This is a genomic window from Pseudomonas sp. efr-133-TYG-5 (genome assembly GCF_030209175.1).
Lineage (GTDB): Bacteria > Pseudomonadota > Gammaproteobacteria > Pseudomonadales > Pseudomonadaceae > Aquipseudomonas.
The window spans coordinates 87,758-110,959 of sequence record NZ_JARVSM010000002.1; the positions used below are offsets into that span (position 1 = coordinate 87,758).

Consider the following 23,202-nt stretch of genomic DNA (forward strand, 5'->3'; position numbering starts at 1 on the left):
CACGCTCAGCGGTCGAAGCCGCTGAGGCTGCGTCCGCGACCGCCGTTGATCTGCCGCAGCTGGGCTTGCAGGTGCAGGCTCCAGATCTGCGGATCGTCGGCCAGTTCGTAGCCGTGCATCGTCAGGCTTTCAACAATGGTGTCGAGAATCGACTCGGCAGCGATCGGCCCATGAAACGGGCCCTGGGCCTTGATGGCGGAAGGTTGTTCACCGGCCATGCCGGCAGCGAAGAGCAGCGTCCACATGCCGTTATCGCCGGCCAACGGCTTGATGGCGCATTCGATACGGGTCACGAGACCCAGGCACTGACGGGTGAGACAGAGGTTGCGCGACATGGCGGCGACCCTCGGTAAAGCCGGTATTCAGCCCTCACGGGAAGGCTGTTTCGATCCAGTGATACTGTCGATGTCCTTGAGCAGAGAATAGAAGAAAAGTCCGCCGCGCAAGCCGCACGAAACCAGAAGGCGCCGAATGGTCATAGTGTGAAGATTGGCGTCAGAGTGATGGCACTTTTCCCGAAGATCCCCGCAAAAATCAATCTGCAAAACACAGTGGGAGCGAGCCTGCTCGCGAAGGCGCAGTGTCAGGCAACTGATCAGTCGTCTGCTACAGCGCTTGCGCAAGCAGGCTCGCTCCCACCGTTTTACGACATGAGGGCTCAGGCCGGTTTGGTCTCTGCCAACGCCTCCTGCGCCAGTTCTTTCTCGGCGTCCTTGAGATCTTCTTCGCTGATCATTTCGGCGATGTCGCGCAGGCGCTCCACCACCCGGGCGTTGATACTGCCCTCGGGGAATTGGCCATCGGCGTCCGGCTCACCGGCCGGCTCGCCGACCAGCAGGCTCAGCGCCTCGTCGGCCTGGCGCACGGCGTAGACGTGGAACTGCCCGGCGCGCACCGCCGCCAGCACTTTCTCGTCGAGCATCAGGGTGGCGACGTTGGCCTGTGGAATGATCGCACCCTGTTCGCCGGTCAGGCCGCGTGCCTCGCAGAGTCGGAAGAAGCCTTCGATCTTCTCGTTGACCCCGCCCACCGCCTGCACTTCGCCGAACTGGTTGATTGACCCGGTAATGGCGAAGCACTGCTTGAGCGGGGTTTTCGACAACGCCGAAATCAGCGTACAGGCTTCGCCCAGCGACGCACTGTCGCCATCGACGTAACCGTAGGACTGCTCCAGGGCGATGCTCGCGGAAATCGCCAGGGGGAATTCCTGGGCATAGCGGCTGCCCAGGTAACCGGTGAGGATCATCACGCCCTTGGAGTGAATCGGCTGACCAAGATTGACCTCACGTTCGATGTCGACGATACCGCTGCCGCCCGGGTACACCGTGGCGGAAATCCGCGCCGGCACGCCGAACGCCGAGTCACCGACCTCGAGCACGGTCAGGCCGTTGCATTTGCCCACCGCCGCGCCGTCGGTGTCGATCAGAATGATCCCCGCCAGCATGTCGTCGAGAATCCGCGCCGAAACGCGCCCGGTGCGCGTGGCCTTGGCCTTGAGTGCGCGTTCGATATGGCCGGCGTCGGTCATTTCGTCGTTCGCCAGGTGACGGATGAAATCCGCCTCGCTGACCAGTTGGAACAGGTCGCCGATGCGCGCCGACAAGCGCCCCTGGTGCTCCGCCAGCCGTGCGCTGTAGGTCGCCAGGCGCGCCACGGCGTCGGCGGTCAGCGGCGCCATGCCCTCTTCCGAGGTGCGCGTCTTGAGCAGCTGGGCGAACTGCTCCAGGCTTTCGTCGACCATCGGGATGTCTTCATCGAAGTCGACCAGGACGCGGAACATCTCCTGGAAGTCCGGATCGAGGTCTTGCAGCGTGTAGTACAGCTGCCGCGCACCGATGATGATCACTTTGACCTGCAGCGGGATGTGCTGCGGGTTGAGGGTCACCGTAGCGAAACGGCCCATCTCGCCCAGCGGCGACTCCATTTTCAGCTTGCGCGATTGCAGGGCGCGCTTGAGCGCATCCCACACGAACGGCTCGCTGAGCATTTTTTCCGCTTCGAGAATCAGGAAGCCGCCGTTGGCACGGTGCAGTGCCCCCGGCCGCAGCTGCCGGTAGGTGGTGTAGAGCGCGCCCTGATCGGTGGTGTATTCGATGCGCCCGAACAGGTTTTCGTAAGTCGGGTGCGGCTCGAACACCACCGGCGCGCCACCGCTGGCCGGATGGCCGACCACCAGGCTCGGCGCGTACTGCTCTTCCAGCAGCTTGCGCGCGACGGCGTCGGTCTTGCTGTCGTCGACCAGTTGCTCGACCACGGTTTTCAGCAGGTACACCTGCATCGCCTGCAGGTAACCGCAGACGGCGGCGTTCTCCGCGTATTTTTCCGACAGCGGCGCGAGCAGCGGTTGCAGGGCCAGGGTGATGGTTTCTTCGTTGAGCTGGCGCAGCTGGTTGCTCGACTCGCGCTTCCATTGCGGCAGGCTGGCGAGTTCTTCGTTGAGACGTTCCTCGAGGCTGGAGATGTCGTCGTGGAAGCGCTCGCGCTCGGCTTCCGGCAACTGGGCGAACTCGGCTTCATCCAGCGCCTTGCCTTCGAGCATCGGGGTGAAGGCGATGTTGCTGCTGTCGCGGTACAGGGCGACGTCCTTCTCCAGGGCCAGGCGTTCGATGACGTCGAGCGCCTTGTCGTAGCGCTGGTTGAAGGCGCGGTCGATGGCGCTCTTCTTCTGCTGGTAGGACGGGTGTTCGAACACGGCCGGGAAGGTTGCCAGGAGGTTGTCGATCAAGCCGTTGATGTCGCCGATGAAAGCGCCGGCGGTGCCCGACGGCAACTCCAGGGCGCGGGGCTCGCGCGGCTCATCGAAATTGTTGACGTAGACCCAGTCCGCCGGGGTCTGCAGGCGCTTGCCTTCGGCCTTCAGGTAGCGTTTGACGAACGAGAAACGGCCGGTGCCGGGCTCGCCCATGACAAAGACGTTGTAACCGGGGCGTGGCATAGCCACACCGAACTGCAAGGCTTCGACCGCACGTTCCTGGCCGAGCACACCGCGAAAGGGCTCCAGATCATTGGTGGTAGTGAAGCTGAACTGTTCAGCGGAAAACGGACGGGTCAGCGCTTCGGGCGCTAGACGCAAGCTGGCAGCAACAGGATCAGGCATCGGGCTTCCTTAACAATCAGGCGGGGCAGATAGCGGCATTCTGGCGCTGCCCGTGCCCCACTGGCAAGGCGCGCCATGTGTCAAAGCATAGACAACTGCCCCGCCCCGCGAATCGCCCCGTGAATCCGGGGCCGGCAACGAATATTCAGCAAAAAATCACGGAACCACGGGAACGTGCCTAAACTCCAAACTGCGCGGCTGGAACTAATACCGGCCCACTGGCGCTTTTAGGATCTGTTCAGACAGAGCTTGGGGGGCCAGAACCCTGTCCATTGGTATGCACATAAAGAGAACAAAGCTATGAAACGGATTCTTCTCGGTACTCTCTTCACCGCTGTATCCATCAACGCCATGGCTCAGGCGCCAGGCGGCCCGGATTGCGGTTGGGGCAACATGCTGTTCGAAGGTCAGCGTGGCACCCCGGCGCACTTCCTGGCATCCACCACCAACGGCACTTCCGGTAACGCAACCTTCGGTATGACGTCCGGTACCAACGGCTGCTCGACCAACGCGTCGCTGACCTATGGCGGCAAATCCTGGTTCGCCATGAATGGCATGATGAACGAACTGTCCGAAGACATGGCCAAGGGCAACGGCGAAGCGCTGACGACCTATGCCGTGGTACTGGGGGTGGCGCCGGAAGACCGTGCGCACTTCGCGGCTGTCACTCACGAGCACTTCCAGCAGATCTTCAGCAAGGCTGACGTGACCGCCGAAGACGTGCATACCAACACCCTGGCCGTACTGAAAGCAGACCCACGTCTGGCCAAGTACGCAACGCAGGCTTAAGCTCGACCCCGCCCGCTTCTTTCGGGAAGCGGGTTTTTATTTTTTCGGCCCGCCCTTCTTGGGTCTTTGTTTCTTTTCGACTTAAGTTGCCACCTATGCTCAAACGCCTTGCCTGGCTGGCGCTCTGTGTCTGCGCCCCGCTGTCCGCCGCGCCCCACATCGACCCTCAACGTTTGCAGCAACTGGCCAACGATCGCTTCTGGATTTCCCTGGGCCATTACGAAACCGCCAAGCTCGGCGGCTGGCGCAGCTACGTCAGCGACAGGAAATTCTTCCTCGCCGCCGACGGCAACGAACACCCCGACCACGAACTGGCCGCCACCGTGCAGGCGCTGTACGCCCCGGCCAGCCTCGGCGAGAAGCATGCGCAATGCGTCTACCCGGCGCGCACGCGCTGGCTGCAGGCGCAGCTCGACCTGAAGGATCTGCCCGCACCCGACTGTGCCGAATTCAAGCAATGGTTCAAGGACGTCTCGCCGCACAGCGCGGTGATGATCTTCCCGGCGGCCTATCTCAACAGTCCTTCGTCGATGTTCGGCCACACCCTGCTGCGCATCGACCAGGCTGATGTGCAGAGCGACAAGACCTCGCTGCTCAGCTACGCGATCAACTTCGGCGCCTACATCGAAGGCTCCGACAACAGCATTCTGTATGCCTGGAAAGGCCTGATGGGCGGTTATCCGGGGCTGTTCGCGCTGGTGCCGTACCAGGAAAAACTCTCCGAATACCGCAGCCTGGAAAACCGCGACCTGTGGGAGTACCGACTCAATCTGACCCAGGCTGAAACCGCGCGCATGGTCGAGCACGTGTGGGAGCTGAAGCAGATCCAGTTCGACTATTTCTTCTTCGACGAAAACTGCTCGTACCGCCTGCTCGAACTGCTGCAGGTGGCGCGGCCGAGCCTGCGCCTGACCGAGCAATTCCCGCTGACCGCGATCCCCACCGACACCGTCAAAGCGGTGAAAGCGGCCGGCCTCGTTGAGCACATCGAATATCGCCCGTCCCGCGAACGTGAACTGCTCAGCCGCGCCGAGCCGCTGAGCGCTGAAGAACAGGATTGGGTGCTGAAAGTCAGTGCCGATCAGCAGGTATTGCAGGAGCCGACATTCAAGGCTCTGCCCCGGGATCGTCAGGCGCTGATCGTCGATGCGGCGTATCGCCTGGAGCGCTATCGCGCCAATGGCCAGGAACGCGATCCGCACCGGGCGCAGCGCAGTTTCGAACTGTTGCGGGCGATCAACAAGAACCCGGCGCCGGAGCTGCAGATCCCGCAACCGGGCCTGCCCGAAGACGGCCACGAATCGCGCACCTGGCAGGCCGGCCTCGGCACCCGCGGCGATCGTGCATTCGGCGAGTACGGCCTGCGCATGGCTTATCACGACCTCAATGACAACGCCGAAAGCTTCCCCCTCGGCGCGCAGATCGAAATCCTGCAGCTGAAGCTGCGCCAGTACGAGGGCAACGACTGGCAACTGCAGCAACTGGACCTGGCCACCATCCGCTCGCTGACGCCACGCAATGCGCTGTTGCAGCCGTTGTCGTGGCAGGTCACCGGCGGTCTGGAGCGGGTACCGGGCAAGCATGACGACGAAACCCTGGTCAGCCACGTCAACGGTGGCGCCGGCGGCACCTGGCAGTTGGGCGAAGACGTGCTCGGGTTTGCCCTCGGCACCGTGCGGGTCGAGCACAACAACGACTTCGCCGGATTCGTCGCCCCCGCTGCCGGCTTCAACAGCGGCGTGCTGTGGAAAAACCCGCTGGGCAACTTCAGCCTCGAAGGCAAGGGCGACTACTTCACCAACGGCGAAGTGCGCCGCAGCGTGAGCCTGAACCAGCAGTGGGAACTGTCGCGCAATCTCGGTCTGCGCCTGAGTGCACAGCGTGAATTCAGCCACCTCGCCACACCTGAAACCGAAGTGATGCTCGAGGTGAAGTGGTACCATTACTGACCTGACCTGAAGCCCAATCAACTCCCTTGTGGGAGCGACCTTGTGGGAGCGAGCCTGCTCGCGAAAGCGATGGGTCATTCACCATCCTGGTTGAATGACCGGTTGCATTCGCGAGCAGACTCGCTCCCACATTGATTTTGTGCTGTTGATGGATTTTTCACGGCGCTTCGACAGCCGCCTCATGAATCCGCTTCTAGACTTTCCCTATCAGCCGAGAATCGGCGCGGGAGAGTGCGATGTGGCGGTGTGCGGGTTTGCTGGGCGTTGTGCTGTTAGTGGGCGGTTGCCAATCGACCCATGAAGACTTGATCGCCAAGGGTTATCCACCGGCCTTCGCCGACGGCTTCGATGACGGCTGTGTCAGTGGCCGCCAGGCCGCCGGTTCGATCAGCGGCGAGTTCCGCAAGAACGTGCCGCGCTATCTCAAGGACAAGCAATACGCCGAAGGCTGGACCGACGGCTTCCGCCAGTGCCAGGCGATGCTGGAAAACAAGGATCGCGAAGACTATCGCAACGAGCACTGGGACGAACGCGAACGCGCCTGGCAACAACAGAAAGACCAGGGCGCCGCGCGGGCCTATCGCTCGCAATAGGTCGCTTGCAGACATCCAGTGCAACCAAATGCCGGCGATCATGGCCCAACCTCTATAACGGGAGGACACCATGAGCCGCGCTTTCGTCAACGAAGATAACGCCGCTGCGCAAGCCGATCAGCCGGTCGAACGGCAGGTCAGTGCACAGCCCAATTACGTCACGCCGCAGGGACGCGCGCAGTTGCAGGCGCGGGTCGCCGAACTGCAAGCCCTGCACGCCGAGCAGGCCGCCCGCGGCGAGCAGGCCGACCAACAGCGCCTGGCCGACCTGCAGCGGGACCTGCGCTACTTCAACCAACGCCTGGCCAGCGCGCAGGTCGTGCCCGGCGCGACCTCCAGCGACAAGGTGCAGATCGGCAGCTGGGTGACCTTTGCCGACGAGTCCGGCAGCGAGCAGCGGGTACAACTGGTCGGCGAGGATCAGGCCGACGCCGCCAGGGGCCTGATCAACTGGGGCTCGCCGCTGGGTCGGGCACTGCTCGGCGCCCGCCTCAACGACGAGGTGCTGTGGCAGCGTCCTGCCGGCGATCAACTGATCGAAGTGATCCGCATCGAACCGGCTTAAACCACACCCTGAGCGAGCATCGCATCGGCGACTTTGACGAAGCCGGCGATGTTCGCGCCTTTGACGTAGTTGATGCGCCCGTTCTCTTCGCCGAAATGCACGCAGGCGTGGTGAATCGACTGCATGATCGCGTGCAGCTTGCTGTCCACCTCGCCGGCCGTCCACAGCAGGCGCATGGCGTTCTGCGACATTTCCAGACCACTCACCGCGACGCCGCCGGCGTTCGAAGCCTTGCCCGGGGCGAACAGGATGCCGGCCTCGATGAAGATATCCACAGCCTCCAGCGTGGTCGGCATGTTCGCGCCCTCGGCGACGCACACGCAGCCGTTGCGCAGCAGAGTGCGTGCGGCGTCGGCGTCGAGTTCGTTCTGCGTGGCACAGGGCAGCGCGATGTCGCACGGCAGCGCCCACGGCAACTGACCGGCGCGGAATTCCAGACCGAACGCCGTAGCCAATTCGCTGATGCGTCCGCGTTTGACGTTTTTCAGTTCCAGCAGCGCCTGCCACTGCTCTTCGCTCAGGCCCGATTCGCAATACAGCGTGCCTTCGGAGTCGGACAGCGAAATCACCTTGCCGCCCAGGTCCATGACCTTGCGCGCCGCGTACTGAGCGACGTTGCCGGAACCGGAAATCGCCACCCGCTTACCTTCGACGGTCTGCCCGCGGCGCTTGAGCATTTCTTCGGCGAAGTACACGCAACCGAAACCGGTGGCTTCCGGCCGGATCAGGCTGCCGCCGTAGGTCATGCCCTTGCCGGTCAGTACGCTGGTGAACTGGTTGCTCAGGCGCTTGTACTGGCCGAAGAGGAAACCGATCTCCCGCGCGCCGACCCCGATATCGCCGGCCGGCACGTCGACATCGGCGCCGATGTGGCGGTACAGCTCGCTCATGAACGCCTGGCAGAAGCGCATCACTTCGGCGTCGCTTTTGCCCTTCGGATCGAAGTCCGAACCGCCCTTGCCGCCGCCCATCGGCAGCGAGGTCAGGGAGTTCTTGAAGGTTTGCTCGAAGGCTAGGAACTTCAGCACGCCAAAGTTCACCGACGGATGAAAACGCAGACCGCCCTTGTACGGGCCGATGGCGCTGTTCATCTGGATGCGGAAACCACGATTGACCTGGACCCTGCCCTGATCGTCGACCCACGACACGCGAAACACCAGCGCCCGCTCCGGCTCGCAGATGCGCTCGAGAATGCCGGACGTCAGGTAGTGCGGATTGGCTTCGAGAAACGGCCACAGGCTGCGCAGGACTTCTTCCACGGCCTGGTGGAATTCCGGTTGATCCGGGTCGCGTTGTTTCAGTCGGGCAAGGAAGGATTCGACGGATTCGATCATGGGTAAAGTCTCGGCAAATTTATTGTCGTTGGAAGAGATTGAGCCGGACTGTAACAAACGCATTGCGCACAGGAACAGCGCAAAATGTCGCACTTATGAAATTAAATGGTGCACAGGATATAAATCAGGCGGTTTTTTGAGCTGGTTTTGCACCGGAATGGGGAGACCCCATTGAAGTGACGCACCAACAGTTACAGCGCTTTCGCTGGCAAGCCAGCTCCCACAGTTTCTGCGGCGCTCCCACATTTCAGGCCTAACGCAATCCCTGTGGGAGCTGGCTTGCCAGCGATGAATTCACCCCGGTATTGCTGAAAAACCCAGGCAAAAAAAACGGAGCCCGAAGGCTCCGCTTTTTCATGCCACCGACCCGAATCAGGCCAGTTTCTTGTGGCGTACCCGGTGTGGCTGGGCAGCCGCTTCGCCGAGGCGCTTTTTGCGGTCGGCTTCGTACTCGGTGTAGTTGCCTTCGAAGAACACCGCTTGCGAGTCGTCTTCGTACGCCAGGATGTGCGTCGCGACGCGGTCCAGGAACCAGCGATCGTGAGAAATCACAATGGCGGCGCCCGGGAAGTCCAGCAGGGCTTCTTCCAGGGAACGCAGGGTTTCAACGTCGAGGTCGTTGGACGGTTCGTCGAGCAGCAGGACGTTGCCGCCCTCCTTCAGGGTCAGCGCCAGGTGCAGACGACCGCGCTCACCACCGGACAGGTCCTTGACGAACTTCTGCTGGTCGCCGCCCTTGAAGTTGAAGCGACCGACGTAGGTACGCGACGGGATCTCATAGTTGCCGATGCGGATCTGGTCGGAACCGTCGGAGATCTGCTGGAACACGGTCTTGCTGCCGTCGAGGTCTTCGCGGCTCTGGTCGACGCAGGCCAGTTGCACGGTTTCGCCAATCTCGATGCTGCCCGAGTCCGGCGTTTCCTTGCCCATGAGCATGCGGAACAGGGTCGACTTACCGGCACCGTTACCGCCGATCACGCCGACGATGGCGCCTTTGGGCATGGAGAACGACAGGTTGTCGATCAGCACACGATCGCCGTAGCCCTTGGTGACGTTCTTGAATTCGATGACCTTGTCGCCCAGGCGCGGACCGGCCGGGATGTAGATCTCGTTGGTTTCCGAACGCTTCTGGAATTCCTGCGATTGCATTTCTTCGAAGCGCTGCAGACGGGCCTTGGATTTCGACTGGCGGGCCTTGGCGCCTTTGCGCACCCACTCCAGTTCTTCCTTCATGGCTTTTTCGTGGGCCGACTGCTGCTTGGATTCCTGGGCCAGACGATCGGACTTGGCTTCCAGCCAACCCGAGTAGTTGCCCTCGTAAGGAATGCCCGCGCCGCGGTCGAGTTCGAGAATCCAGCCAGCGACGTTGTCGAGGAAGTAACGGTCGTGCGTGATCGCGACCACGGTGCCCGGGAAGTCGTGCAGGAAGTGCTCCAGCCACGCCACGGAATCGGCATCCAGGTGGTTGGTCGGTTCGTCGAGCAGCAGCATGTCCGGGGCGGACAGCAGCAGGCGGCACAGGGCCACACGACGTTTTTCACCACCGGACAGGTGTTCCACCTTGGCGTCCCAGGCCGGCAGGCGCAGCGCATCGGCGGCGACTTCCAGCTGGCGCTCGAGGTTGTGCCCGTCGCTGGCCTGCAGGATCGCTTCGAGCTTGGCCTGTTCGGCGGCCAGCTTGTCGAAGTCGGCATCCGGGTCGGCGTAGGCGGCGTACACCTCGTCCAGACGCGCCTGCGCGTCCTTGATGACGCTGACCGCTTCCTCGACCACTTCACGCACGGTCTTGGTCGGATCAAGTTGTGGCTCTTGCGGCAGATAACCGATGTTCAGCTCCGGCATCGGACGGGCTTCGCCCTCGAATTCGGTGTCGACGCCGGCCATGATTTTCAGCAGCGTGGACTTGCCCGAGCCGTTGAGGCCGAGGACGCCGATCTTGGCGCCGGGGAAGAAAGACAGCGAAATGTTTTTCAGGATTTCCCGCTTCGGCGGAACAACTTTGCCCAGCCGATGCATGGTGAAGACGTATTGAGCCATGGAGAACCTTGGGTCAGTGACAGATGAAGGATTGCAGCGCAGGCGATGCCCGGCCAGACCATGCGCGTCGTTCACTTGAGGGTGATCAATGCGTGCGCGCGGAAAAAAGTCTGATTCTAGGAGCTGGAACGCTCCCGTGTAACCGGCAAAGCTACCTGATTGACCAGTGGCAGTCCAGCCGAGCGGGGCTGGCACTTCGCCACAACTCAAGGCATGCTAGCCGCCCTTCGGGCGTCCGGCTTATAGTGCACGTCGCGCCAGTCCAGCCAAACCGCAGGATCACAGCTTGTCCAATGTCATTCCGCCAGCCTCTGTGAGCAGCACCCAACCGGCGCCCGGCTCGCCCCTGCGCGGAACATTGAAAGGCGCGCTGGCGACGCTGGTGCTGTTGCTGCTGGCATTGCTGTTCTGGCAACTGCTCGATCAACTGCGCGAAACCCAGACCAATCAGCGCCAGTACACCATCGACTACACCGCCGACCTCGCCTCGCAGGTCAGCCTGAACATGGCGCTGAACGCGCAGATCGCCCTCAACCTGCTACCGATCGTCGAACAACCGCAGACGGCCGACGAACAGCAGGCGCTGCTGCGTAAGTTGCAGCAATCGCTGCCCGACCTGCGCAGCCTGGCGTTGCTCAGCCCGTCGGGCAAGGTGCTCAGTGACAGCGCCGCCGACAGCCAGGACGCCGCTTACCTCGGCGAACTGGTACGTCGCAGCCGTGCCCAGGCGCATTATTTCAGCAACGCCGACGATGGCTCCGTGGTGCACTTGCTGCTGCACCAGGCCAGCGGCAGTACCCGCGGCTACTGGGCCCTGCGCCTGACGCCGACATTCTTCGCCTCGCTGACCAAACAGGCCGACACCGGCATCCGCCCGTTGTGGCTGGTGGAAAACCGCATCAACCACCAGATCATCAGCCGTGACGAATCATTGCCCTCGACCAGGACCAGCACCCTCACCGCGGACGATCTGGCCAACAGCGTGCTGACCGTGCCGCTGAGCAGCAGCGACTGGCAAATGCGCGGCCTGTTCGACCGCCAGCGCGTGCTCGAACAACTGCTGCCGGCGTTCATCGGCAAATGCCTGCTGGGCCTGGCGTTCTCGCTGCTGCCATTCATTGCGCTGCTCAACATGCGCCGGCGCCAGCGCCAGTTGCACGAGGGGCGCCGGCGTTATCAGGACATTTTCGAAGGCACCGGCGTGGCGTTGTGCGTGCTCGACCTGTCCGGGCTGCAACAGGCGTTCGAACGTGCGCAGTTGCAGACCAGCGACCAGCTCAAGGCCTGGCTCGACCAGCCGCAGCAACGTCAGCAGCTGTTGCAGGAACTGCGCATCACCGAGGTCAACCAGGTGGCGCTGCAGCTACTCAACGTCAATTCCTGCGACCACGCCTGGCAACTGCTGATCGACGGTCAGCCACACACTCAGTGCGCCATCGGCAACCAGGTGCTCGACGCCGTTCTACAGCAGCAGGATCAGCTGGAACTGGAAATCAAGCTGCCGGACATCAATGGTCGCGACCAGCACCTGTGGCTGGTGCTGCGCCTGCCGCAGGAGCGCCATGACTACAAGGCGGTGATCCTCAGCATCAACGACATCACCAGCCGCAAGCTGATCGAACTGTCGCTGCTCGAACGCGAGGGCTTCTGGTCGGACGTGGTGCGCACCGTGCCGGATCATCTGTATGTGCAGGACGTCATCAGCCAGCGGATGATTTTCAGCAACCACCACCTCGGCCAGACCCTCGGCTACAACCGCACCGAGCTGCATCAGATGGGCGAGTACTTCTGGGAAATCCTCCTGCACCCGGAAGACGCCGACTATTACCATCGTTCGCGGCAGATGCAGCGCCATGCCGGCTACAGCCAGTTGCTGCAGTGCCAGCTGCGCTTCCGTCATCGCGACGGCAAGTGGCGGCGCTTCGACATCCGTGAACAGGCGCTGGCCCGTGACAAGCACGATCAGGTCACGCGCATCATCGGCGTGGCCAAGGACATCACCGAGCAGATCGAGGCCAGTGAATCGTTGCGCGACAGCGAACAGCGCTACCGCATGCTCGCCGAAAGCATCAGCGACGTGATTTTCTCCACCGACAGCAAGCTGTCGCTCAATTACGTCAGCCCGTCGGTGCAGGCGGTACTGGGGTATGACGCCGAATGGATTTTCCAGAACGGCTGGCAGTCGACCATCGCCAACCCGCAGCAGCTGAGCGGCATCTATCAACTGATGGATCGCGTCAGCAAAGCACTGGACAAGCCCGAGCAACTGACGCTGCTGCGCAATCAGGTGCAGACGCAACTGTTCCTGTTCGATTGCCTGCGCGCCGATGGCCGCAAGATTCCCATCGAACTGCGCCTGGTGCTGGTGTGGGACGAGCACGGCGCGTTCGAAGGCGTGCTCGGCGTCGGCCGCGACATCAGTCAGCAGCGCCGTGCCGAGAAAGACCTGCGCATGGCCGCCACGGTATTCGAACACTCGACCTCGGCCATCCTCATCACCGACCCGGCCGGGTATATCGTCCAGGCCAACGAGGCCTTCAGCCGCGTCAGCGGTTACGCGGTGGCGGAAGTCCTCGACCAGTTGCCGAACATGCTCACCGTCGACGAGCAGCAGGACGCGCACCTGCGCTACGTGCTCAAGCAACTGCACCAGCACAGCACCTGGGAAGGCGAAGTCTGGCTCAAGCGCCGCAATGGCGAACACTACCCGGCGTGGGTCGGCATTACCGCGGTGCTCGACGATGAAGGCGACCTGGCCAGTTACGTGTGTTTCTTCAGCGATATCAGCGAGCGCAAGGCCAGCGAACAGCGCATCCACCGCCTCGCCTACTACGACGCCCTGACCCACCTGCCGAACCGCACGTTGTTCCAGGATCGCCTGCACACCGCGCTGCAAGCGGCCGAGCGGCAGAAGTCGTGGGTGGTGCTGATGTTCCTCGACCTCGACCGCTTCAAGCCGATCAACGACTCCCTCGGCCACGCCGCCGGCGACCGCATGCTCAAGGAAATGGCCACGCGCCTGCTGGCCTGCGTCGACGATGACGACACCGTGGCGCGCATGGGCGGCGACGAGTTCACCCTGCTGCTGCAACACCGCTCCAGCCGGGAAATGGCCCTGAACCGGGCGATTCACGTGGCCGAGCAGATTCTCGCCAGCCTGGTCAAACCGTTCGTCCTCGAAGGCCGCGAGTTTTTTGTCACCGCCAGTATCGGCATCGCCCTGAGCCCGCAGGACGGCAACGAGCTCAGCCAGTTGATGAAGAACGCCGACACGGCGATGTATCACGCCAAGGAACGCGGCAAGAACAACTTCCAGTTCTATCAGGCCGACATGAACGCCAGCGCCCTCGAGCGCCTGGAGCTGGAAAGCGACCTGCGCCATGCCCTCGAGCAGAACGAATTCGTCCTGTATTACCAGCCGCAGTTCAGCGGCGACGGCAAGCGCCTGACCGGCGCCGAGGCCCTGCTGCGCTGGCGCCATCCGCGCCGTGGCCTGGTGCCGCCGGGGGATTTCATTCCGGTGCTGGAAGAGCTCGGCCTGGTGGTGGACGTCGGCGACTGGGTCATCAGCGAGGCTTGCCGCCAGCTCAAGACCTGGCACCAGAGCCGCGTGCGGGTGCCGAAAGTCTCGGTGAACATCTCCGCCCGGCAGTTCTCCGACGGCCAGCTCGGCACGCGCATCGCCACCATCCTGCGCGAAACCGGGCTGCCGCCGGCGTGCCTGGAGCTGGAGCTGACCGAAAGTATCCTGATGCGTGAAGTCAGCGAAGCCATGCAGATTCTCGCCGGGCTGAAAAACCTCGGCCTGAGCATCGCGGTCGACGACTTCGGCACCGGTTACTCGTCGTTGAACTACCTCAAGCAGTTCCCGATCGACGTGCTGAAGATCGACCGCACCTTCGTCGACGGTCTGCCGTCCGGCGAACAGGACGCGCAGATTGCCCGGGCGATCATCGCCATGGCCCACAGCCTGAACCTGGCGGTGATCGCCGAGGGCGTGGAAACCCATGAGCAGCTGGACTTCCTGCGCGAGCATGGCTGCGACGAGGTGCAGGGTTACCTGTTCGGGCGGCCAATGCCGGCGAGCCGCTTCGAAGCGCAGTTCAGCAACGACGCGCTGTTCATGTTCGATTGACCTGGAGCAGCTACAAGCTTCGAGCAACAAGCTACAAGTTATCGGCAGACAGGCTTTGGCTCATGGCTCGCAGCTTGAAGCTGGCGGCTGCTTGAATGCCACTTGTCTGCGACATGATGTCGTTTCATATGCCATCCAAAACCCGTTGGGTTAGAATGCCCCCCTTTTCTGCCCCGATCCTTGAGGACCGCCATGTTCAGCCGTGATTTGACTATTGCCAAGTACGACGCCGATCTCTTTGCCGCCATGGAGCAAGAAGCTCAGCGCCAGGAAGAGCACATCGAGCTGATCGCTTCGGAAAACTACACCAGCCCTGCGGTGATGGAAGCTCAAGGCTCGGTTCTGACCAACAAATACGCCGAAGGCTACCCAGGCAAGCGCTACTACGGTGGTTGCGAGTACGTCGACGTCGTCGAGCAACTGGCCATCGACCGCGCCAAGGAGCTGTTCGGCGCCGATTACGCCAACGTGCAGCCGCACGCCGGTTCGCAAGCCAACGCCGCTGTCTACCTGGCCCTGCTGCAAGGCGGCGACACCATCCTGGGCATGAGCCTGGCCCACGGCGGTCACCTGACCCACGGTGCCAGCGTTTCCTCCTCCGGCAAGCTGTACAACGCCGTGCAGTACGGCATCGACGCCAACGGCCTGATCGACTACGACGAAGTCGAACGCCTGGCGGTCGAGCACAAGCCGAAAATGATCGTGGCCGGTTTCTCCGCCTACTCGCAGATCCTCGACTTCCCGCGCTTCCGCGCCATCGCTGACAAGGTCGGCGCCTACCTGTTCGTCGACATGGCCCACGTGGCCGGTCTGGTCGCCGCTGGCGTGTACCCGAACCCGGTGCCTTTCGCTGACGTCGTGACCACCACCACGCACAAGACCCTGCGCGGTCCACGTGGCGGCCTGATCCTGGCTCGCGCCAACGCCGAGATCGAAAAGAAACTCAACTCCGCCGTCTTCCCGGGCGCCCAGGGTGGCCCGCTGGAGCACGTGATCGCCGCCAAGGCCATCTGCTTCAAGGAAGCGCTGCAGCCTGAGTTCAAGGCTTACCAGGAACAAGTGGTGAAGAACGCCCAGGCCATGGCCGAGGTGTTCATCGAGCGCGGTTTCGACGTGGTTTCCGGCGGTACCAAGAACCACCTGTTCCTGCTGTCGCTGATCAAGCAGGACATCTCCGGTAAAGACGCCGACGCCGCCCTGGGCAAAGCGTTCATCACCGTGAACAAGAACTCCGTGCCTAACGATCCACGCTCGCCGTTCGTGACCTCCGGCCTGCGCTTCGGTACGCCAGCCGTGACCACTCGCGGTTTCAAGGAAGCCGAGTGCAAGGAACTGGCCGGCTGGATCTGCGACATCCTGGCTGACCTGAACAACGAAGCGGTGATCGACGCCGTGCGTGAGAAAGTCAAAGCCATCTGCAAGAAACTGCCGGTATACGGCGCTTGATGCGACGTTGAATCCGCAGCATGAAAAACCGGCCAAGTGATTGGCCGGTTTTTTTTCGTGCGCAAAAAAGTTTCGGACTGCGAATGGCTCAAGGTCGGGGCCTGGCGCTCAACTGGTCAGACCGGTCATGCCAATTCGTCATTTTTCACTTGCGATCCATAAAAAACAGCGCCTAGACTGCACCCGCACTGGACATACCGGTAAGACCACAATAATTAAGTCCTGAATCCGCTGCGCCCCGCGTACGGCAGCCAGGACACCGACCAGGATTCCTCCCATGCTCAGATGGTGCTCGCGTTCAATCTTCCTCCAAGTGGTTCTCGGACTGGTGCTCGGCATCGTCTGCGGGCTGACCCTTCCCGAATACTCCGCCCAGCTCAAACCGCTCGGCGACGGTTTCATCAAACTGATCAAGATGCTCATCGGCCTGATCGTGTTCTGCGTGGTGGTCAGCGGCATCAGTGGCGCGGGCGATCTGAAGAAAGTCGGGCGGATCGGCCTGAAATCGGTGATCTACTTTGAAATCCTCACCACCATCGCCCTGGTGATCGGCCTGGTGTTCGCGTTCAGCACCGGCATCGGCAGTGGCGCGAATATTCATCTGGAGCAGCTGTCGGCTGCCGACATGGGCGACATCGCCGAACGCGGCCAGCACATGCACACCACCACGCAGTTCCTCATGGACCTGATCCCGACGTCGGTGATCGGCGCGTTCGCCGACAACAACATCCTCCAGGTGCTGCTGTTCTCGGTGCTGTTCGGCAGCGCGTTGAATCTGGTCGGCGAGGCCGCATCCGGGATCTCGCGGCTGATCAACGAACTGAGCCATGTGATCTTCCGGATCATGGGCATGATCGTGCGCCTGGCGCCTATCGGCGTGTTCGGCGCCATCGCCTTCACCACCAGCAAATACGGCCTCGATTCGCTGCAGCACCTGGGCAGTCTGGTCGGCTTGTTCTACCTGACCTGCATCGCCTTCGTCAGCGTGATTCTCGGCCTGGTGATGCGCGCTTCCGGCCTGCGCATGTGGCCGCTGCTCAAGTACCTGCGCGAAGAACTGCTGATCGTCATGGGCACCGCGTCCTCCGATGCCGTGCTGCCGCAGATCATGCGCAAACTCGAGCACCTGGGCATCGGCAGCTCGACGGTCGGCCTGGTGATTCCCACCGGCTATTCGTTCAACCTCGACGGTTTCTCGATCTACCTGACCCTGGCCATCGTGTTCATCGCCAACGCCACCGGCACGCCGCTGGCCATGACCGACCTGCTGACGATCCTGCTGGTGTCGTTGATCACCTCCAAGGGCGCCCACGGGATTCCCGGTTCGGCCCTGGTGATTCTCGCGGCGACACTGACGGCAATCCCGGCGATTCCGGTGGTTGGCCTGGTGCTGGTCCTGGCGGTGGACTGGTTCATGGGCATCGGCCGCGCGCTGACCAACCTGATCGGCAACTGCGTCGCTACCGTGGCCATCGCCCGTTGGGAAAGAGACATCGATGTACAGCGCGCCAACAAAGTACTCAGCGGCCAGCAGGGCTACACCTTTCAGCCGCGTAAACCAGTGACTCCGGCGCACCAGCAGGAGTTCTGATTTCACCCCCGCGGGTGCTGTCGCCGGCTGCGATCTTTCGATCCTGCCGGCGACGCGCCCCACGGGCCTACGGAGCAAGACCAGTGATTACCACATCAACCGTCGTCAACTCAGTCGTAGAAAAACTCCGCGCCGCCCTGGCCCGTGGCCAATGGCGCTCCGGTGAGATGTTGCCGGGCCAGCGGGAACTGGCCGAACAACTGGGCATCAGCCGGCCGAGCCTGCGCGAAGCGGTGATTGTCCTGGAGACCCTCGGCCTCGTCCGCTCAATGCCCGGCAAGGGCGTGGTGGTGCTCGACGCACAGGCGAGCGACAGCCACGGCCAGAGCCACGACAGCGCGGTGGCCGGGGCCAGTCTCGAAGACGTCCTGCAACTGCGCTACACCCTCGAGCCGTTCATCGTCGGCCTCGTTGCCCAATCGATCAGCAGCAAGGAAGTCGGGCAGTTGCGCCTGACCCTGATGGACATGCGCGAAGCCCTCGACGCGGGGGACAGCGAGGCCGGCGTGAGTGCCTACATCGCCTTCCACGAAGAACTGTTCACCCTGACCTCGAATCCGATTTTCCAGAGCGTGGTGCAACAGACCAGCAATGCCCTCAAGCAGAGCGCCGAAGTGCTGCGCAACTCGCCGGAACACCTGGCCGAACGCCTCGCGGAAAACGAAGCCGTGGTACGCGCGATCCGCAGCAAGAACAGCGCCCAGGCCAGCGCCGAAATGCGCCGGCACATCCTGCGCGAAGGCCAGCGCATGGGCATCGCGCTGAACATTCCGGAAGACAACTTGAGTAACTGAATTTCTTCACACTGGAGACCGGCCATGAACAGTCTTGCCACGCCGTCGCACAATCGCCCGATGTCGGCTGCCCTGCCCTTCTCCCGCCTGCGGGCGCCGGTGGAGGATCTGTATCCACGGCTGTTCGATGCGATTCTGGAGCAACGTATCGATGCGGCCAGCCGCTTCACCGAAGAGAGCCTCAAGCAGATGTTCGGTGTCAGCCGCGCGGATGTGCGGCGGGTGCTGACGCAGTTGGCGCATGAGCACATCATCGTGCTGCGCGCCAATCACCGGCCGCGTGTTGCCGAGCTGGACGCGGAACACACCCGGCAGACGTTGCACGCACGCCGACTTGCCGAGAGCACGCTGGTACGGCTGGCTTGTCAGCGGCCGTCGGTTGAAGGGCTCAAGCGCCTGCGCGCCTTGATCGAACGTGAGCGTCAGGCCGTCGAGCAGGATCGGCGAGGGGCGGCGATTCGCCTGTCCGGGGAGTTTCACCTGGCGTTGGCGCAGATGGCGGGGAACGCACCGTTGGCGCATTTTCTCGGCAGTCTGGTGCCGCTGACGTCGCTGGCAATTGCGCGAAGCGAGTGCCAGACGAACAGCTGTTGCGCGTGGCAGGAACATGTGGCGATTGTCGAAGCGGTGGAATGTGGCGATGCTGCCAAGGCCGGGTTACTGATGAATCGGCATCTGGATCATCTGGAGCAAGCCCTGCTGAGTTCAACCCTTGGGCATTGTGTTGCCGGTTGAATCGCCATCGCTGGCAAGCCAGCTCCCACCGGGTTCGAGTCCACCGCTAGAGCTGGGGGAGCGGGCTTGCCCGCGATGGCGTCATCACGGGCACCGAGCAGCCCTCAGCCCGCAGCGACCCGCGCAAACCCCGCGCGGATCTTCTCTTCCGGCAAATCGTCGGCAATAAACACGATCACACTTTCTCGCGCCTCACCCTCGGCCCACTCGGTGTCCCAGTCGAAACCATAGAGTTTCAGCACGCCCTGAAACACCAGACGTCGATCCTCGCCGGCGATGTTCAGCACGCCCTTGTAACGCAGCAATTGCTTGCCGTGTTCTTCCAGCAGTTCATTCATGAACTCGCTGAGCTGATCGATATCCAGCGGCTGCTCGGTGCGCAGCACCAGGCTGGAAATGCGATCAATCGACGGCGCCTTGCTCACCGGGCGCAGACTCACCCCGCCACCGAGGTCGGCGTTGAGATTGAAGCCACGCACATCGAGCAGTTCGCCCAGGTCGATGTGGCCGTGCTCGACCACGCGGATCGGCGCACGTCGGTTGATCCGGGTCAGCCGCTCACTCAACGCGCTGAACGTGGCCTCGTCGATCAGGTCGGTCTTGCTCACCAACAGACGGTCGGCGAAACCGATCTGCGCCTGGGCGATGGTCTGGGTCAGGTGCAGGTCGGCGTGGGCGGCATCGACCAGGGTGATGATGCCGTCGAGCAGATAGCGCTCGCGCAGTTCTTCGTCGATGAAAAAGGTCTGCGCCACCGGGGCCGGATCGGCCAGCCCGGTGCATTCGATCACCAGACGATCAAAGGCAATTTCGCCGCTGTCCAGCCGCTCGAGCAGCAGGTACAGGGCCTTGGTCAGGTCGGTGTGGATGGTGCAGCAGACGCAGCCGTTGGCCAGGGTCATGACTTGCACCGGTTCGTCGCCGAGCAGCTGGCTGTCGATGCCGGCGTCGCTGAATTCGTTTTCGATCACGGCGATTTTCAGGCCGTGCTCGGCTTTGAGCAGGTGGCGCAGCAAGGTGGTCTTGCCGGCGCCGAGGAAACCGCTGAGCACCGTTACGGGAATGGGAGAAGACAAAACACGATCTCCTGAAAGAAACACAAAACAAATGTGGGAGCGAGCCTGCTCGCGAAGGGGTGGTGTCAGCCGACATCATTGCTCGATGACTCACCGCTTTCGCGAGCAGGCTCGCTCCCACAGGGGGATTACCTCAACCGCAGGCTATCAGCTCAACAGCACTTCGGCCCACCCTTGCCACCGTAACGGGCTTCCTGACGTTCGCGGAAGAACATCTCGTAGCTCATCACCGGTTTGTCCGGGTGTTTGGTTTGCATATGCTCGACGTAGGTGTCGTAGTCGGGCATGCCGACCATCAGGCGTGCGGCCTGACCGAGGTATTTACCGAGGCGACTCAGGTCATTGAACATGCTGCAATCCTCTGGTTACGCGTCCGGCAGGGCCTGGAATGGCGATTCTTTATCCGTGCGTTCTTTTTTGCCCCAGGCGGCGATGCCGACCTTGAGCGCGTAGAACAGGATGCTGAAGACCACGAACAGGAACAGCGCGGTGAGCGTTGCGTTGGTGTAGGCGTTGAAGATCACGTGCTGCATCTGGTCGATGCTCTTCGCCGGGGCGATGACCTGACCGGCGGCCAGCGCATCGCTGTACTTCTTGGCCAGCGACAGGAAGCCGATCGCCGGGTTGGCGTCGAACAGCTTGATGAAGCCCGCAGTGGTGGTGCAGATCAGCAGCCAGGCGGCCGGCAGCAGGGTGACCCAGATGTAGCGCTGGCGCTTCATCTTGATCAGGACCACGGTGCCGAGCATCAGCGCGATACCGGCCAGCATCTGGTTGGAGATACCGAACAGCGGCCACAGGGTGTTGATGCCGCCCAGTGGATCGATCACGCCCTGATACAGCAACCAGCCCCACATCGCCACACAGCCGGCGGTGGCGATCAGGTTGGCGGTCCACGATTCGGTGCGTTTCAGCGCCGGCACGAAGGAACCGAGCAGGTCCTGCAGCATGAAGCGCCCGGCACGGGTGCCGGCGTCCACGGCCGTGAGGATGAACAGCGCTTCGAACAGGATCGCGAAGTGGTACCAGAACGCCATGGTGTTTTCACCCGGCAGGACACTGTGCAGGATCTGCGCGATACCGACCGCCAGGGTCGGCGCACCGCCGGCACGGGCGAGGATGGTGGTTTCGCCGATGTCGTGCGCCACGGCTTGCAGGGCCTCCGGCGTGATCGCGAAGCCCCAGCTGCTGACCATCTGCGCCACCGAAGCGACGTCCCCGCCGACCACGGCGGCCGGGCTGTTCATGGCGAAGTACACGCCCGGCTCGATCACCGAAGCGGCAACCATGGCCATGATCGCCACGAACGATTCCATCAGCATGCCGCCGTAACCGATATAGCGGGCGTTGGTTTCGTTATCCAGCAGCTTCGGCGTGGTCCCGGACGAGATCAGCGCGTGGAAACCGGACACCGCACCGCAGGCGATGGTGATGAACAGGAACGGGAACAGACCGCCCTTCCACACCGGCCCGGTGCCGTCGACGAACTGGGTCAGCGCCGGCATTTTCAGCTCGGGCATGGTCACCAGGATACCGATCGCCAGGGCGATGATGGTGCCGATCTTGAGGAACGTCGACAGGTAGTCACGCGGTGCGAGGATCAGCCACACCGGCAACACGGCGGCGACGAAACCGTAACCGATCAGCATCCAGGTGATTTGCACGCCGGTGAAGCTGAAGGCCTTGGCCCAGACCGGATCGGCGGCAATCTGCCCGCCCAGCCAGATCGAACCGAGCAGCAGCAATACGCCGATGACCGAGATCTCGCCGATGCGGCCCGGACGGATGTAGCGCATGTAGATGCCCATGAACATCGCGATCGGGATGGTCGCCATCACGGTGAAGATGCCCCACGGACTCTCGGCCAGGGCCTTGACCACGATCAGCGCCAGCACCGCGAGGATGATGATCATGATCAGGAAGCAGCCGAACAGGGCGATGGTACCGGGGATGCGGCCCATTTCTTCGCGCACCATGTCGCCCAGGGAACGGCCGTTGCGCCGGGTCGACATGAACAGGACCATGAAGTCCTGCACCGCGCCCGCCAGCACAACCCCGGCAATCAGCCACAGCGTACCGGGCAGATAGCCCATCTGCGCCGCCAATACCGGACCGACCAACGGACCCGCGCCGGCGATGGCCGCGAAGTGATGACCGAAGAGAATGTGTTTGTTGGTCGGCACGTAGTCCAGACCGTCGTTGTTGAGCACGGCGGGGGTGGCCCGACGCGGATCGAGTTGCATCACGTTGTTGGCGATGAACAGACTGTAGTAACGGTACGCCACCAGATAAATGGCCACGGCCGCGACCACGATCCACAAGGCGTTGATCGCCTCTCCTCGGCGCAATGCCACTACGCCCAGGGCGCACGCTCCTACGATTGCCAGCACTAGCCAGGGTAAGTGGCGTAGCAGGCTATTATTATTTTTCATTTTATTATTCCAGCCAGGGTGGACAAGAAAGACAGCCACCCCGAGTTTAGCGCTACTGGCGGCAAAGACCATACCCCGACATTGGTCTAGACGCCCTGCCCATTGGCAGCCCCCGGCCGGACGGGTCTATAGTCAGGCTACCTTTTCGAGGATTGCGCCATGAGCGAGCACCCAGCCGAGCGTCGCCGCTTCAAACGTATCGCGTTCGATGCCACCACCGAGCTGAGCCAGGGCCAGTACCTCTGGCCGGTGAAGCTGATCGACCTGTCGCTCAAGGGCCTGCTGATCGAGCGCCCCGAACCCTGGCTGGGCGATCCGGAGCAGGATTTTTTCGTCAACATTCACCTCGGCGCTGACGTCGAGATCGAGATGGACGTGCAACTGGCCCACGAGGACCGGGGCCAGCTGGGCTTCGTCTGCCGGCATATCAGCCTGGAATCGATCCAGCGCCTGCGACGCCTGATCGAACTGAACCTGGCCGATGAAACCGAGCTTGAGCGTGAACTCGGCGCCCTGATCGACATCTAGCCATCCATCCAAATCCCCTGTGGGAGCGAGCCTGTTCGCGAAGACGAGGTGTCATTGAGCAATGATGCCGACTGACACGCCCCCTTCGCGAGCAGGCTCGC

17 protein-coding genes are annotated in these 23,202 nt (G+C 62.4%); 10 read left to right on the plus strand and 7 right to left on the minus strand.

Annotated features, from left to right (window positions below; all coding sequences use genetic code 11):
* Window positions 1-5: 5 nt before the first annotated feature.
* The gene (locus tag QRN70_RS12640) at window positions 6-335 is read right to left on the minus strand and encodes a PA4575 family protein (RefSeq protein ID WP_285418241.1); all 330 of its coding nucleotides are present in this window, start codon (window positions 333-335) and stop codon (window positions 6-8) included.
* A gap of 323 nt (window positions 336-658) precedes the next feature.
* Complete coding sequence (locus QRN70_RS12645; protein ID WP_285418242.1) at window positions 659-3,097, minus strand: Lon protease family protein; 2,439 nt, start codon at window positions 3,095-3,097, stop codon at window positions 659-661.
* Between the two features lie 300 nt (window positions 3,098-3,397).
* Between QRN70_RS12645 and QRN70_RS12650 the strand changes: the two genes are divergently transcribed.
* From QRN70_RS12650 to QRN70_RS12665, 4 genes are all read left to right on the plus strand, one after another.
* The gene (locus QRN70_RS12650) at window positions 3,398-3,886 is read left to right on the plus strand and encodes a DUF3015 domain-containing protein (RefSeq protein WP_007950971.1); all 489 of its coding nucleotides are present in this window, start codon (window positions 3,398-3,400) and stop codon (window positions 3,884-3,886) included.
* Window positions 3,887-3,981: 95 nt separating this feature from the next.
* Window positions 3,982-5,835, plus strand: a complete 1,854-nt coding sequence (locus QRN70_RS12655; protein WP_285418244.1) for an Lnb N-terminal periplasmic domain-containing protein — start codon at window positions 3,982-3,984, stop codon at window positions 5,833-5,835.
* A gap of 236 nt (window positions 5,836-6,071) precedes the next feature.
* On the plus strand, window positions 6,072-6,428 hold the full coding sequence (locus QRN70_RS12660; RefSeq protein ID WP_285418245.1) for a hypothetical protein: 357 nt from the start codon (window positions 6,072-6,074) through the stop codon (window positions 6,426-6,428).
* 70 nt (window positions 6,429-6,498) lie between these two features.
* Window positions 6,499-6,993: a GreA/GreB family elongation factor gene (locus tag QRN70_RS12665; protein ID WP_285418247.1), complete on the plus strand. Its 495-nt coding sequence runs from the start codon at window positions 6,499-6,501 to the stop codon at window positions 6,991-6,993.
* Here QRN70_RS12665 and gdhA read toward each other — a convergent pair.
* Both gdhA and ettA read right to left on the minus strand, forming a co-directional pair.
* Window positions 6,990-8,327 (minus strand): NADP-specific glutamate dehydrogenase, encoded by a 1,338-nt coding sequence (gene gdhA / locus QRN70_RS12670; RefSeq protein WP_285418248.1) that lies wholly within the window; start codon window positions 8,325-8,327, stop codon window positions 6,990-6,992. The two genes, QRN70_RS12665 and gdhA, sit on opposite strands and share 4 nt — an antisense overlap.
* A gap of 372 nt (window positions 8,328-8,699) precedes the next feature.
* Window positions 8,700-10,364, minus strand: a complete 1,665-nt coding sequence (ettA, locus tag QRN70_RS12675; protein WP_007950976.1) for an energy-dependent translational throttle protein EttA — start codon at window positions 10,362-10,364, stop codon at window positions 8,700-8,702.
* A gap of 286 nt (window positions 10,365-10,650) precedes the next feature.
* Here ettA and QRN70_RS12680 point away from each other — a divergent pair, with 286 nt between their 5' ends.
* The 5 genes from QRN70_RS12680 to QRN70_RS12700 all read left to right on the plus strand — a co-directional run bounded on the left by QRN70_RS12680 (window position 10,651) and on the right by QRN70_RS12700 (window position 19,065).
* Window positions 10,651-14,499 carry a sensor domain-containing protein gene (locus tag QRN70_RS12680; RefSeq protein WP_285418250.1) on the plus strand — a complete coding sequence of 1,283 codons (3,849 nt, stop codon included), beginning with the start codon at window positions 10,651-10,653 and terminating at the stop codon, window positions 14,497-14,499.
* Window positions 14,500-14,691: 192 nt separating this feature from the next.
* On the plus strand, window positions 14,692-15,945 hold the full coding sequence (glyA, locus tag QRN70_RS12685; protein WP_003228394.1) for a serine hydroxymethyltransferase: 1,254 nt from the start codon (window positions 14,692-14,694) through the stop codon (window positions 15,943-15,945).
* A 277-nt stretch (window positions 15,946-16,222) separates the two neighbouring features.
* Window positions 16,223-17,536, plus strand: coding sequence for a C4-dicarboxylate transporter DctA (locus QRN70_RS12690; protein ID WP_285418251.1), 1,314 nt, complete (start codon window positions 16,223-16,225; stop codon window positions 17,534-17,536).
* An 83-nt stretch (window positions 17,537-17,619) separates the two neighbouring features.
* Entirely contained in the window at window positions 17,620-18,330 is a 711-nt protein-coding gene (locus QRN70_RS12695) for a FadR/GntR family transcriptional regulator (protein ID WP_285418252.1), read from the plus strand.
* 24 nt (window positions 18,331-18,354) lie between these two features.
* Window positions 18,355-19,065, plus strand: coding sequence for a GntR family transcriptional regulator (locus QRN70_RS12700; protein ID WP_285418254.1), 711 nt, complete (start codon window positions 18,355-18,357; stop codon window positions 19,063-19,065).
* Window positions 19,066-19,169: 104 nt separating this feature from the next.
* Here the strand turns inward: QRN70_RS12700 and yjiA are convergent, their stop codons facing one another.
* The 3 genes from yjiA to QRN70_RS12715 all read right to left on the minus strand — a co-directional run bounded on the left by yjiA (window position 19,170) and on the right by QRN70_RS12715 (window position 22,573).
* The gene (gene yjiA / locus QRN70_RS12705; protein WP_285418256.1) at window positions 19,170-20,141 is read right to left on the minus strand and encodes a GTPase; all 972 of its coding nucleotides are present in this window, start codon (window positions 20,139-20,141) and stop codon (window positions 19,170-19,172) included.
* Window positions 20,142-20,293: 152 nt separating this feature from the next.
* Complete coding sequence (locus QRN70_RS12710) at window positions 20,294-20,491, minus strand: YbdD/YjiX family protein (protein ID WP_003228401.1); 198 nt, start codon at window positions 20,489-20,491, stop codon at window positions 20,294-20,296.
* Window positions 20,492-20,506: 15 nt separating this feature from the next.
* On the minus strand, window positions 20,507-22,573 hold the full coding sequence (locus QRN70_RS12715; RefSeq protein WP_210558631.1) for a carbon starvation CstA family protein: 2,067 nt from the start codon (window positions 22,571-22,573) through the stop codon (window positions 20,507-20,509).
* 159 nt (window positions 22,574-22,732) lie between these two features.
* Here QRN70_RS12715 and QRN70_RS12720 point away from each other — a divergent pair, with 159 nt between their 5' ends.
* A complete protein-coding gene (locus tag QRN70_RS12720) occupies window positions 22,733-23,101 on the plus strand; it encodes a PilZ domain-containing protein (protein WP_285418258.1) in 369 nt (122 codons plus the stop codon).
* The last annotated feature ends 101 nt before the right edge of the window (window positions 23,102-23,202 follow it).